Source organism: Microcystis sp. M083S1 (assembly GCF_020246405.1).
In the GTDB taxonomy this organism is placed as follows: Bacteria; Cyanobacteriota; Cyanobacteriia; order Cyanobacteriales; family Microcystaceae; genus Microcystis; species Microcystis aeruginosa_C.
Map to the genome: position 1 here is coordinate 21,727 of NZ_JADBTB010000158.1, position 13,931 is coordinate 35,657.

Sequence of the window (13,931 nt, forward strand, 5' to 3'; positions counted from 1 at the left end):
TTTCTATTCTTCCCTTAACTCAGATTAGCTCAAACCCGGAACGCACTCGCCTAATTCCACTGTAAAAGGTTGCCAAGGACGAGGATCAATTACCTTTGTCGGCAAGTCATGGGATGTTAATAATTCTTGAAAAGATTCGGGACTACCCTCCGCACTTAACACCGCCATTAATAATCCTTTAAACTCGATATCACCACCGGCAGCCGTAGAAATAATATATTCGGGCTGCAAGCGTTGACAGACTGCCAAGGCGCTTTCTTGTCCTTTGATTACCGGTCCGAGGAAAGGTATTTTTAAGTCAATCAAAGGAGTGATAATAACAGCAATTTTACCGAGAGAATCGAGGCTAGGAGAATGATAACCGTGGGGTTCGTAGTAGATACTCTGATTTGTCGCTAATTCCTTGATAACATAACCATTTTCCACCAGAGTCGGCCCGACTGGAGAACCGGGGACGGCAGTAATTTCGATCGCATTGTCAAAGATATAACTAGAGCCGTGGGTTAAAGGGATGAGATGGGTATAATTAAGCGCTCGAACGACTTTTTCGGCATTAGGAGAAGCCACCACGGGAATTTGGCGATCGAGTACCTGTAAAGTAGGAGGATGGGCGTGATCTTCCAAACCTTGGGAGAGAAGAATCAGATCGATATTTTGGGGAATGGCATGATTAGAGGTTTTTTTGCCCTCAAATAGCCAAGTTAAATTACCAAAAGTCAGGGAACCTACCAACCAAGGGTCGAGAAGCAGGCGTTTTCCCCCGATTTCGATTAACCAAGAATTACTATCAAGCCAAGTTAACTGCATATAAGAGGAATGGGGATTTTCTTAATTTAATTTAACATTAGCATTAACTTTTCTGCGCTTGGGGGTTTTTCAGTCATCAGTGAAAACACAGCACTGTTAATGCCATTTATAGCAGTTATCTTAATGGTGAGGTAGGAAGTCTCTGGTTTTAGGGAACGGGCAACAGTAGCCAGTCGTCAGGGGGTGATACCAAATTAAGTAGCTGGTTATAATTAAATTAAAAATGGATTTTAGGTTCGATCCCCCCTGCCCCCCTTGATAAGGGGGGTGCCGATAGGCGGGGGGATCTGAAAGTTTTTAATACCTATCTACTTAGGTTACACTTCATCTTGAGGAGAAACGCTGTCACACTCCTCACTCAATGCCGGTCACTGAAAACCCAAATCTGATCACTGATTACTGATTACTGATCACTGATCACTGATTAGTCAAGGCTTAAGAAATAGGGAAAGTTTAGCTATCTTAGGGAAAGTAGGCGCTAAAAGGGGAGGAAGAACGCATCAGCCGAGACTGAATTTCTATGACTAAACGTACCTTCGGTGTTATCGGACTAGCTGTCATGGGAGAAAATCTCGCTCTCAATGTGGAGAGTCGGGGTTTTCCCATCGCTGTTTACAATCGCACCGCCAGCAAAACTCAAGAATTTATGGAAACTCGCGCCGTCGGCAAAGATGTCAAGGCGGCCTATAGTTTAGAAGAATTCGTCCAAATTTTAGAGCGTCCCCGCAAAATTCTGGTCATGGTAAAAGCTGGCCCGCCGGTGGATGCCGTGATTGAACAATTAAAACCCCTTCTCGAAGAAGGAGATATGATTATCGATGGCGGTAACTCCCTCTATGAGGACACGGAAAGACGCACCCGCGACCTAGAATCGACCACTAAACTCGGTTTTGTCGGTATGGGGGTCAGTGGTGGCGAAGAAGGCGCTCTGCACGGTCCTTCCCTGATGCCGGGGGGTACAGAGTTCGCCTATCGGGAATTAGAGCCGATTTTAACCAAAATTGCCGCCCAAGTCGATGATGGTCCCTGTGTCACTTATGTGGGGGCCGGGGGGGCAGGCCATTATGTGAAAATGGTTCACAATGGCATCGAGTACGGCGATATGCAGTTAATTGCGGAAGCCTACGATGTGCTGAAAAATGGTCTAGGACTAAGCAATCAGCAGTTACAGGAAACTTTCGCCGAGTGGAACCGCACCGATGAGCTTAATTCTTATTTAATTGAAATTACCGCCGATATCTTTAAGTGTGTTGACCCAGAAACCGGTCATCATCTGGTAGATTTAATCTTGGATTCGGCGGGACAAAAGGGAACCGGACGCTGGACTGTGTTAAGTTCCTTAGAGTTGGGGGTGCCAATTCCGACCATTTATGCTGCGGTTAATGCTCGCGTGATGTCCGCTTATAAGGATGAACGGGTGGCCGCAGCCAAAGAGTTACCCGGACCAGGGGAAACCTATCCGGGGGATGCGGCACTATTTGTGGATAAGGTGCGTGATGCTCTTTACTGCTCGAAAATGTGTTCCTATGCCCAAGGTATGGCTTTAATCGCTAAAGCTTCTCAGGAGTTTAACTATAATATCAGTCTGCCGGAATCGGCCCGGATATGGAAGGGCGGCTGTATTATTCGGGCCAGTTTCTTGGATAAAATTCGCAAGGCTTTTGCGGAAAATCCGGGCCTGCCGAATTTGTTGTTAGCGCCGGAATTTAAACAAAGTATCCTCGATCGCCAAGAAGCATGGCGTGAGGTGTTAGTCTTGGCTAATAAGTTGGGGATTCCCGTCCCGGCTTTTAGTTCTTCTTTGGACTATTTTGATAGTTATCGTCGGGCCAATTTACCGCAAAATCTCACCCAAGCACAACGGGATTATTTTGGCGCTCATACCTATGAACGTACCGATAAACCCAGAGGTGAGTTTTTCCATACGGAATGGATGGCTGGACTGTAAGGCTATCTAATATTTTCTCCCCTTTTTATTTACCGTAAAAAGGGGGTATTTTTTGGCGATATTTTTCTGATTAAGAGTTAACTATCGGTCAAGAAATTGGTAGTGATAGCAAATCAGTTTTTAATAGAATAATGGCTTTAAAAGTCAGACAGAGGAATAATTCCACAGGCTTGAATTTTGCTTAAAACGAGGTGAAGTTGCCACAATAACCAATTGCCAACTCTCCAGAAAGCCAGGGAGTTTTGATTGTCAGCAACCTCGGCAGATGGATAATAAAGATTTTCTTCAAAAATCAACCAATGAACGGGTAAATGACCGAGGGGAGAATTCGGCTCTAATTGAAAGTTTAGTTGCTCATAATTGAGCCATTGACCCTGCTGCCGCCAACCTAGGCGATCGCCAAGTTTCTTTTGGGTTTCATAATCCACTAAACCACCGAGACTAGAGAAAATAGCCTGCTGAATACTAAAACCGAAATGACCATGACTATAATGAAGCCAAAGTTGATCAATTTTTTTCAGTTCCGAACAAGGTAATTGAGCAATATCTTGAGGATAAACCTCATTCCAGTAGGTTCTACCCAAAATTTTCAATAGTAGTTTAGTCGTTTGGCGATCGGCCGCTTGCCACTCTTGCTTTCTTAGCAAATCTTGTAATTGATTATAATCAAGATCCGTCGATTCTTGAGTTAAGATATTTGGGAAAGTCTGGGGATTTTTGGAAGTAGAAGATTTGTCAATATTGTTTTGAGTGAATTGAGAGACAACTATTTCTAGGGGAGTTTTTAGGATAGTGTCTTTTTGACAAGCCTCTTGTTCTGCTAAATGATGAGATAATTTATTGATGGTTTTTTCTAGGGAAATAAATTGTGCTGACCATTCACTTTCATTGAATAAGTAATCATTAAATTGATCAGAGGAAAAAGCATCTTTTAACCTTGCTTCTTTCTCGTAACCATTCGCCAGAAAATTTAGCAAAAACTCAGAATTTATTGCTGAATCTGAGGTTTCTAACAGATCAGGCTGAGGTATAAAAATATTATCTACCAAATACTTAATTTCTCCAACTGTTGCATAAAATTCTTCATCCACTTTAATGACTTCTTCTATTAATAATTGAAAAGGAGCAAAATAGTCCTGTAAGTAGTTTTCAAAATTAATTGCATTTTGGGCAAGATCAGCAATTTCTTGGCGAACTCGTTGAGATTTGAGTTGATAATCATTTAATTCCTCATAAATTTTGAGTTCTTGAATAATTGCTTGTACAATTTTTTTCTGCTTTTGAGTATCCTCGGCTAATTTCTGAACTCCTTCCCCTAGTAATTTAGTTTTTCTCAACATCAAAAAAGATGTTTTTCCCAGTAGCAAAATTGCCCGAAAATTTTCCTGTTTTTCCAGCTTGAGTTGATTGAGAATATTTTGATTATTATTATTTTTAATTTCTAACTTTATTCTCTCGTAGTCTAAGATTTTCAATTCTTGATATTTTTGGGAAAATAAAATTTTGAGATTGTCACTGAGTTGGAGTAAAAAACGATAATATCCGTCTTGATAGATTTCTAGTCCGTTAATTAATAAATTATAGTCTTTAATTAATAACTTAGTCTCAATCAAGATTTCTTGTTGAGTAATTTTTTCTTTTCGTTTAATAATCTTACCAAAATAGTAATGGTAGCGAACTCCTTCTTGAATTAATTTCCGACGTTCCTTGATGATTTTCTGAAAATTTTTTAAGTATCTATTTTTAAAAACAGGAAGTTGATAGCTTTGCTCATAAATGGCAATTTTTTTATAGGTCATCAGATGTTGAGAGTTCCTATTTAGCATAGCTATCTTAGACCCAAAAATTCCTCGTTACTTAGCAATAATCATTAGCTGCTCCCAGCTATTGCAACAGGGAGCAATACCTAATTAAACATTTTCAACTTCAACAACAACCGGTTCATTTTCAATAACTGGTTCATTTTCAATAACTGGTTCATTTTCAATAACTGGTTCATTTTCAATAACTGGTTCATTTTCAATAACAACTGTTTGAGGACTTTCAGGTGTTGGCTCAGTTACCGTTTCTTGCTGCTTTACTGTCTGTTCTTGATGGTCAGTCAAGTATTTTTTGGTTTTTAATTTCAGGTCATCAGTCAGAGGTAAAGCATCAATTTCAGCCAAAAGTGTTTCCAGGGATTCTTTTTTACTTCGCTCGGCGTAAAAAGCATTCAGAACCGCTTCAATTCCGTACTGAGCAATCGCATCTCCTAGGACAGTAACCAACCCCATCGCTCCAATACCCATAAAAACTACAAAGGGTTGTCCGAGGGTTAGAATTAGCACGATGACAGCAATAACAGCCGAAGCTAAATAAGCACCTGCCACTTTTTTGATAATGTTATCGAGTTCCATAAAAACCACCTCAAATTTCTAGCGAAGGATTAATTTAATTTTAAAGCAAGGTTAATCTGTCTGTTGATCGTCGTCAAGTAAAGCTTGAAGAAAAGGTTCAAGACTTTTGGGACGATAATCGGAAAAAGCCTTTAATCGTTTTACCACACTGTGATGAACAGTGACAACTTTTGTATTGAAATATCGCCATTGCTCACCTCCCAATAATCCCTTAACCGTATTATCGAACTTGATGGTCGGGTCTGGTTTAATTTGGAATTCCTCGGATTCAGAGGTGGTTGAGTCAAACTCTAATCCCAATTTTTTGGCTTGATTAATCATCCATTGTAAGGGGTAATCGGAAAGTCCTTGATATTCTTTTTTGCCACCACCTAGACAGGTATGTTCACCCACAAATAAAACTTCTTTAACAACTTGTTCGGGATTTTCTGGATTGGCTTTGATCGGAGTGGAAGGGAAGTTTTTACGTTTTTCATCAATGGCAACAGCATGAAAAGCATTCTGGATAATCGGACTTAATTTTGTATTACTAAATTCATATTTTTTATGATAAAACTTAGCCAGGGGAAACCAAGGAGTTAAATCAGGAATACCAAAACTACCAACTGTATCCCAACAACCTAACATCTTAACTGGAATACGATCTTGAAAATCTTCCTTTTCTGTCTCAATTTTTTTAGCATTAGCGGCACGGAATTGTTGAGCTTTGGCACTATCGGAACTAACGGTGTGGTCTCGATAGAGTTGATAAGCTAGGGGAATTTCTTTAATCTTAGAGCGTTTTAGGATTCCACATTTATCGATAAAACTAGCCAAACAACGAACGATATATGCGCCTCGACTAAAACCTAACAAATAAATTTCATCCTCGGTTGTGGGATTGTAGTTAAGGACAAGAAAACGATAGGCATCTTGAATCATTCGATCAAGGCCCCAGCCAAAAGTTTCATTCCCTAAACTTTTAATAAATTCGTTATCTTCGGGGGTGCCAGAACCTGACAAAAAGACGATTTGGGGGGTTTGATCCTCGGCAATATACTTAATAGATTCGGCGAATTTAACCACATTGGTGGGATAGGCACTGGTAGAGTCTTCCCAAGAACCATCACAACAAATAATTAACCGTTTTTTCTGGCTTGAATAAGTGAGGATATCCGGTTGAGAAATTGCTGTTTCACTAATCTCCTCAATTTCATTGCTGGCAAGAGCAGCTTCTGCGGCAATTATAATTGATTCTGAATTATCTTCCGGGGAAGGTTCTTGATTTTCTGCTGGAGCATCCTGTTCAACCACTTCTTCTTCTTCAAGGGAGTTAAAAATTTCGTTGACCATTGTTATCCTTTTCGCACTCCTTCTAGCTTTACTGCTAGTCTGAGTTTTTGATTTAGGGATCGAGGTCGGTTTGGAGGGAAGACTATCTAGTTGCCAGGTTGTCCCATAAAGAATACCATGATTGCTATAACTTGTTTGATCCTCGGCACTGCCATTGAGTGATAAATAAGTAACTAAGCCAAGGTCATCAACCCGGGGAGATTGATACATCGCGTTTTGGATTTCTTCTTGGCTAAGCGCTTGATTCCAAACAGAAAGTTCTGCAAGACAACCTTGCCAATAATGAGAGAGATTAACAGAGGCTCCCAAGATGATTTTTTCAATCCCCGTTAAGGCACGGTTATGACCGTTGCCACGATGCCAAATGATCCCATTGCGATAGATCAACATTCGGCCTGTGGTCGCATTTTTGACAAAGGCCCAGTGAGTCCAATCACTATAATCCTTAAGCTTGACTTTTTTTTCAATTCGATCGAAACCTTCTTCATTACCCGCATCCCAAAAAATAGCAGGTTTCACGGGATCGCCCCAAGGCAAGGTAATATGTAGAACGCGGTTATTCTCCTGATTAACAGCTTCTAAAAAAGTCGTTTCTGTAGCTAAATTATTTTCCCCTTTTGCCCAAAATGTAATGGTAATACTCTGATCGATGTCAAGAAATCCGTGGGATAGATCAATATGATCATCGATGCCATTAAATTTTAGTACAGAGCGTTGTTCAGCCATTGGTTTTGTAATCGCCCAGGGGAGAAAGGAGTAATCAGGGGTTCAGGGACTCTGACTAATAAGAGACTGATCTATCTGTCGTGATTTCCCAGAATGCTACCCCCTAGCTTAACACATTTTAGTTATCTAGCGATATATATAAATAAATGTGTAGGAGTCAACGACTAATATTCCCGGGCCGGCACTTGCTGTGGCGAGAAACTCAGGGGAGTTGACCCCAATCCCTATCGCCATCAAGTAGTAGAGACCTAGGCTTTGGAGGGATGCTCATGGCTGATGGACATCCCTCCCCGGGCCGATTATCAGCAAACCCTAGGTACTTATTGTAACTCTGACCAAATTCCGCGGCATCGCTCTACAATTAGTCCTTGAAAAATTAATTGGGTTGCGGGATGAATATCCACTTTATACAGAGCAAAAAGACCTGTTAAACTATTTAGATTCAACTCCCTTCGCGTTAGAGATAAAGCTTTTGTTCGGTGCATTTCCACCGCTTTTAGTAAGCCTGGATAACTGACATTACGCAGGGCCAATTGACCATTTTTTGTGAGATAAATAGCATCATTCTGCAAGAGATATTCCAAACTGATCAAACTAGCGTGGACGTCCACATCTTTTTCTAAACCCCCTAAACGGTGAGCATCCAAACCAAAGCGAATGCAGAAATTAACAGCGACTAATTTTCCCGCTTCTTCGGCAGGTAAAGCACAGTCGGCAAATTCAAAGCCTAAACTATCTGAGCGCCACTCCTCGACTCCGGCATAGGTATAGTTTTGAAACAGTTTATTTTTGAGTTTTAAGTCAAATCCTAACCCACTAGCATGACCCGCTTCATGGAATTGGGTATCGAGATGACGATAGCGTTCACCATTAATTTGATCCTCCAGGGGTCCTAATAGCAAATCGGCCGTTTCTGGCTCAAAAATTTTTCGGATACATTCGTAGCTAGAACCGGAAAAGCGTCTTTTTTGCTCACTGGCATTATTTAAAGCTGGTCCCTGAACACTATTGGGAAAAGTCCACCTATGGGGAACGATAAAAGCCTCCCCCTTTTCACCTTTAACCGTGCCACAACTAGCAATTTCAGTAAAGGACAAATTTCTGGGAATCGGTTGTCTTAGACTGCCAAATTTTTCACGAGTCAAGCTTTCTAGTTGTTCGATAGAAGGTTGACTATTTTGGTGGATTTTTCCGTAAATTGCACTCAAAGTGAGTTGTCGTTCTCCCTGACGATTGATGCGATAGGGAGCAATCATCAGAAAATAACCATTTTTGCCGATAAAATTCAGATTAATGAAATCTTCTGATAAAATGCTCCAGTCGTTGGTTTCCAAAGCTGCTGCTGTTTTCCAGAGCCACTGAGCCGGAATTTCACAGCTATCTGCTTCCTGTTGACGCAGTTTTTTCGCCGCGATTGCAATTTTATTTTGCTCGATATCTTGGACGATTTCTTGGAACAACTGTTGTTGATTAACCAGGGTTTGATTCATTTTTTGGGTAGCTAAGTTGGTGTAATGGTTTAACGTTGTTTGTTGACCCGTCTCTCATTAGCTAAACTCTTAGCCATTTTAAGATTTTAGGGTCCTTGTCATAGCGATAGGTCAGTCCGTCTTTCCCCGTAATTGATTTTCCCTGACTGGCTTTGCTTCTAATGCTACTGAGGGAATAGTCGCTTAATTCCTTCATTTGTGCATGGGAAAGTCCCTCTTCGACTTCTGTTAAGATTGTTGTTGTTGGCGATTCGGGGGGGGGTTCCCCGGCAGAATTGATTTTAGGATTGACCTCGGTTTCCTGATTCGGTAAATCTTCGAGCCTAGTTTGAGAATTATCGACAGAAATATTAATAATTTCTTTCACTTTTTGTCGGCGATATTCCTCCACTGTAAGAAGTTGCCAATGGGAATTACTAGAGAGTTCTAAAACCCATTGATGATAGTTAAAGAGACTTTCCCGATGTCCGACACTAATAAAAGTTGTGTGAGTTTTCTGCAATTGCCGATATAAATTTTCCTCATTGTTTAAGTCCAAAGCACTTGTGGCTTCATCGAGGATAGTAAAACTGGGACGGGTAATTAATACCCTAGCAAAAGCCAAACGTTGTTGTTCTCCCAGGGACAAAATGTTTTCCCAAGGCTCTTCTGTATCAAAGCTATTAACTCGATTTAGTAAATTTTGGAGATTGACTTCTTGCAAAACTTCCCTCAATCTTATCTCATTGGTTTCTTGATTACGATTGGGATAAAGTAACTGTTCTCGCAAGGTTCCTAATATTATATAGGGACGTTGGGGCAGAAACAATACTTCTTCTAGGGGGGGACGAACTAATCGGCCAGTTCCGGCATTCCATAAACCGGCGATAGCGCGTAGCAAGGAACTTTTACCCCGACCACTCGGCCCGACAATTAATAAACCTTGTCCGGGCTGAACAGAAAGGGAGAGGTTTTCGACAATCACCTGTTCATAATCGGGAGTTTGCAAGGTGACATCTTCAAAGGAAAATTGGTTTTCTTCGATGGTTTTAATCGTGCTTAAATTTTCGGGTTGTTTAATGACTTCTTCTAAGGCTTGGGAAAATTGCGATAGACGTTCAACATAACTGCTAAATTGTGCCGAAGTGCCAAATTCACTAATTAATTCCGCCAGCGCCGTAGCAAACAAATTAGCCGCTAAACAGGCTTGCCCGACCTGTCCGAAACTAATGCCCTCACTATTGATATACAAAGGACCCAAAATGACAAAAGTAAATACTTGAATTGCCGCCTGATAGCCCCGACTAAAAATTTCTGTGCCTCTCTCCCAATCAATTTTACGTTTAGCGCTGTCTAAGAGTTTATTAAATCGCCGCTGAATAATATTTAATTCCTGATTTTCTCCCTCAAAGAAAGCGATTGACTCCGCATGATTACGAATGTGGGTTAGAGCATAATTGTAGTTAGCCTTAAGTTCTAATTCTTCTTGAGTAATTTTATTTAAAGCTTGGTTAAAATAGATAGCAATGACGTTACCGAGAATTGTCCAAACGACTAAAATAATGGCGACAGAGGAAGAAATTGACCAGAGAATCACTAAAAAAGTGATCATATCTAGGACATTTTCCAGGGCAACGGCAAAAAAGGAGAGAGCTTTACTGGTAATCGGCTCAATTTCCTGGGATAAACGCTGATCTGGGTTGTCGATATCGGATTTAAAATTAATTCTGTAATAGGCGCGATTATGCAAATATTTGTTGAGAATCCAGTCATTGAGCCAAGCATACCAATCCAGGGCGATTCTTTTTCTGAGAAATTTAAGCAAGCCAACTAAAAGGGTGACAAAGAGCAGTCCAACCGCAAAAACTACCAAAGTTTTGACAAATTTATCAAAATCACTTTTTTCAAGAATGACATCAACTAAGTAATTACTAACAAAGCTATTGAAGGCATTTAAGCCTACAACCGCTAGGATTGCCCCGATTAGTAGGATGAGCATTGCCCAAGCTTGGATCACATCGGAAAAAGTCCTTCCCCCCGACTCGGTAGGATACCAATAGGGAGCAGCGATCAGCTTGACACTGTGCCAAAATTTGCTGACATCGGAGATAATATTAGTCGTCGATCGATCTTGAGGGACTTTGGCGGACATATAGCATTTATATTTGAGTTGTGGACATTTTGCTGGAATAATTTTAGATTTTGGCTGGATTGGTGGATTAGAAGGCAATTGGCGAAAATATAAAGCTCCCCGACAATTTTAAGGTTATTGTGTTTGAGTTGTGCTAACATACTCCCGTCGCTTTATCTGTCAGTGTAAAGAGATGGCTTTCTCAGCCCCCTGCTACTGCTTTTTTAACCCTCGTTATCTTACTACAAGTAACCGTTGTTTGGATAGCTAAAGCTAGTGAGCGCTTCTCAGACTACCACATATTACCGAATTTCGTTGACCATGACAAATTTTCTTTTCTATGATAGGATTTCATGGTACAGTTTTCAAAGCAATGAGGTGCGCCGATTTTCTTCCCTGTTCCCTGTTCCCTCAAAGCGATAACAGACCTTGCGACATCATGGTGAAAAATGTTCGATATATGTTACATTTTGTACTCGGCTTCCTTGCGCCCCTACAGTGGGGCAAATTCGGTTTCTGTAGAGGCATAAAGCATACGCCCTCCCCTAGAAATCTTTTTTTATCATCACAAATGCGGGCTAGTCATGAGTAGAAATATGAAAACAATTTACCCACTTTCACCGGGTCAAGAAGCAATGTGGTTAATCTGGAAAATTGCTCCAGAGAGCGTTGCTTATAATACATTTATTACTGCAAAAATTCATGCTTATTTAGAGATTGCTGTTGTCAATCGTGTCTGGCAAAAAATTATTGAAAAGCACCCGATTCTGAGAACCACATATACCAGTTATGAGGGCAAACCGGTACAGCAGGTTAACCAGCAAGAGAATTTTCAGGTTGAGGTAATAGATGCCAGCGACTGGAGGGAAGAGCAATTAGTAGAAAAAATCTATGCTATTGCTGACCACCCTTTTAACTTAGAAAAAGATTCAGTTTTGCGGGTGAATTTATTTACTCGTTCAGCAGAAGAACACATTCTCTTGCTGACAATGCACCACATTGCTGGCGATATGTGGTCCTATGATTTACTGCTGAGTGAATTTCAATCTTTATATCCAGAGGAAGTGGAGCAATTTAGTCAACAGCAGACAGAAACAGCCCCAGATTCTTGGAATGAAAATAAAACCTATGCAAATTTTGTCCAATGGCAAGCAGCAATGCTATCGGGTAATAGGGGAGAAAAACTGTGGCAATATTGGCAACAACAATTAGCTGGCGAATTGCCAATTTTGCATCTGCTTCCCGACAAACCCCGCCCCCCAGTAAAGACCTATCAAGGAGCCTCATACATTGTCAAGCTAGATGAACAGTTAACTGAAAAACTCAGGTATCTAGCTTCAGCATCGAAAACCAGTCTTTATCAGATTCTGCTTACAGCATTTTACGTCCAACTTTACCGCTACACCAATCAAACAGATATCCTCTTATGCAGCCCGATGAGAGGACGGCCGGCTAAAGAATTTAAAGAGATTGTCGGCTACTTTTCTAACCTGACCGTTTTAAGAGTTTCTGTCCAGGAGAATGCCACATTTACAGAACTTCTTGCTCAAGTCAGCAAAATAGTTAGACAAGCACAAAAGCATCAAGATTACCCATTTTCTCTGTTAGCAGAAAAACTCCAGCCACAACGCGATCCCAGCCGTTCGCCTTTCTCTCAAGTTAGTTTTGCTTGGCAAGCACAAACTTGGTGTGAACCAAAAAATAATTCCTTGCATCTGCAAAAATCAGTGTTGCCAATGGAGCCACACTTGTTCGGACAACAGGGCGGACACTTGGATTTGAGTTTAATGGTAAGGGAAGCGAAAGGGGAGATTGAGCCGTGTTGGCAATACAATACTGATTTATTTGAAGCTGTTACTATTGAGCGTATGGCCAAGCATTTTGTCAGATTGCTCAACTCCATTGTGCTTAATCCACAGCAGCCCATTTTCCAATTATCAATGCTCACAGAAGTTGAGCAGCGGCAGTTACTTTTTGAGTGGAATAATACTCAAGTTGACTATCCCTCTGATAAATGTATTCATCAGTTATTTGAGGAACAGGTAAAACGCACACCCGACGCAGTAGCAGTTGTATATTCAGGTCAACAATTAACCTACAATGAGTTAAATTGTCGTGCCAATCAATTAGCCCATTATTTGCGAAAATTAGGCGTAAAAGCTGATACTTTAGTCGGCATTTCCCTTGAGCGTTCCCTAGAGATGATAGTGGGGTTATTAGGAATCTTAAAAGCGGGTGGTGCATATCTACCTCTCGATCCAGATTATCCCAGTGAACGGCTACAATTTGCCATCGCTGATGCTCAACTGTCATTATTGCTCACTCAAGAGGGATTAATCGATAAATTACCCGAACATCAAGCGCGGTTAATCTTGTTAGAGCAGATTGGGGAAGAACTCAACCAAAATAGCCAGGATAACCTCACAGGAGTAGTAACAGCCAATAATTTAGCTAATCTCATTTATACCTCTGGTTCTACAGGAAAACCCAAAGGGGTAATGGTGGAACATCGGGGACTATTTAACCTAGCTCAAGCGCAAATTAAAACCTTTAACGTACAGTCAAACTCTCGCATTCTCCAGTTTGCTTCCCTCAATTTTGATGCTTCTATCTCGGAAATTATCATGGCCATGGGAGCAGGTGCAGCCCTTTATTTAGACAGCAAAGATGCTTTAATGCCTGGGTTGCCATTAATGGGAATATTAAAAGATTATGATATTACCCATATTACTTTACCCCCCTCAGCCTTAGCGGCTTTGCCCCTAGAAGAAATACCAGAGTTACAAACAATTATTGTGGCAGGAGAAGCTTGTTCAGAAGAATTGATCAAACAATGGGCTAGAGGGAGAAATTTCTTTAATGCTTATGGACCGACAGAAACCAGCGTTTGTGCCACGGTAGAAAAATGGACAGATGAAACTCTGAAAGTAACTATTGGTCGTCCCATTGCTAACACCCAAGTTTATATCTTAGACTCCCATTTACAACCTGTTCCTGTGGGGGTAGCTGGAGAATTACATATTGGTGGTATGGGATTAGCGCGGGGTTATCTCAATCGTCCCGAATTAACCCAAGAAAAATTTATCCCTAATCCTTTTGAGAAGGATGAAGTGATCCCCCCA

The 13,931-nt window shown here is 40.9% G+C and carries 8 protein-coding genes; 2 read left to right on the forward strand and 6 right to left on the reverse strand.

Going from position 1 to position 13,931, the window contains the following annotated elements; all coding sequences use genetic code 11:
• Positions 1-24: 24 nt before the first annotated feature.
• A complete protein-coding gene (locus IM450_RS15030) occupies positions 25-807 on the reverse strand; it encodes an MBL fold metallo-hydrolase (RefSeq protein ID WP_287669350.1) in 783 nt (260 codons plus the stop codon).
• A gap of 520 nt (positions 808-1,327) precedes the next feature.
• On the opposite strand from IM450_RS15030, the gene gnd reads away from it, so the two are divergent.
• Complete coding sequence (gene gnd / locus IM450_RS15035) at positions 1,328-2,755, forward strand: decarboxylating NADP(+)-dependent phosphogluconate dehydrogenase (protein WP_004268664.1); 1,428 nt, start codon at positions 1,328-1,330, stop codon at positions 2,753-2,755.
• A gap of 137 nt (positions 2,756-2,892) precedes the next feature.
• On the opposite strand, the gene IM450_RS15040 is transcribed toward gnd, so the two are convergent.
• From IM450_RS15040 to IM450_RS15060, 5 genes are all read right to left on the reverse strand, one after another.
• Positions 2,893-4,554: a GUN4 domain-containing protein gene (locus tag IM450_RS15040; RefSeq protein ID WP_287669355.1), complete on the reverse strand. Its 1,662-nt coding sequence runs from the start codon at positions 4,552-4,554 to the stop codon at positions 2,893-2,895.
• 111 nt (positions 4,555-4,665) lie between these two features.
• On the reverse strand, positions 4,666-5,151 hold the full coding sequence (locus tag IM450_RS15045) for a hypothetical protein (RefSeq protein WP_004268662.1): 486 nt from the start codon (positions 5,149-5,151) through the stop codon (positions 4,666-4,668).
• Positions 5,152-5,202: 51 nt separating this feature from the next.
• Positions 5,203-7,209, reverse strand: a complete 2,007-nt coding sequence (locus tag IM450_RS15050; protein ID WP_004268660.1) for a phospholipase effector Tle1 domain-containing protein — start codon at positions 7,207-7,209, stop codon at positions 5,203-5,205.
• A gap of 320 nt (positions 7,210-7,529) precedes the next feature.
• Entirely contained in the window at positions 7,530-8,699 is a 1,170-nt protein-coding gene (locus IM450_RS15055; RefSeq protein WP_158201341.1) for a DUF6014 family protein, read from the reverse strand.
• Positions 8,700-8,760: 61 nt separating this feature from the next.
• The gene (locus IM450_RS15060; protein WP_158201340.1) at positions 8,761-10,830 is read right to left on the reverse strand and encodes an ABC transporter ATP-binding protein/permease; all 2,070 of its coding nucleotides are present in this window, start codon (positions 10,828-10,830) and stop codon (positions 8,761-8,763) included.
• 575 nt (positions 10,831-11,405) lie between these two features.
• Here IM450_RS15060 and IM450_RS15065 point away from each other — a divergent pair.
• The coding region (locus IM450_RS15065) for a non-ribosomal peptide synthetase (protein ID WP_353736992.1) at positions 11,406-13,931 on the forward strand (2,526 nt) is incomplete at its 3' end.

What these genes read in the sequence shown, in the direction of transcription:
- IM450_RS15030 (WP_287669350.1), bottom strand. Translation starts at nt 807, where the DNA reads ATGCAGTTAACTTGGCTTGATAGTAATTCTTGGTTAATCGAAATCGGG.
- gnd (WP_004268664.1), top strand. Translation starts at nt 1,328, where the DNA reads ATGACTAAACGTACCTTCGGTGTTATCGGACTAGCTGTCATGGGAGAA.
- IM450_RS15040 (WP_287669355.1), bottom strand. Translation starts at nt 4,554, where the DNA reads ATGACCTATAAAAAAATTGCCATTTATGAGCAAAGCTATCAACTTCCT.
- IM450_RS15045 (WP_004268662.1), bottom strand. Translation starts at nt 5,151, where the DNA reads ATGGAACTCGATAACATTATCAAAAAAGTGGCAGGTGCTTATTTAGCT.
- IM450_RS15050 (WP_004268660.1), bottom strand. Translation starts at nt 7,209, where the DNA reads ATGGCTGAACAACGCTCTGTACTAAAATTTAATGGCATCGATGATCAT.
- IM450_RS15055 (WP_158201341.1), bottom strand. Translation starts at nt 8,699, where the DNA reads ATGAATCAAACCCTGGTTAATCAACAACAGTTGTTCCAAGAAATCGTC.
- IM450_RS15060 (WP_158201340.1), bottom strand. Translation starts at nt 10,830, where the DNA reads ATGTCCGCCAAAGTCCCTCAAGATCGATCGACGACTAATATTATCTCC.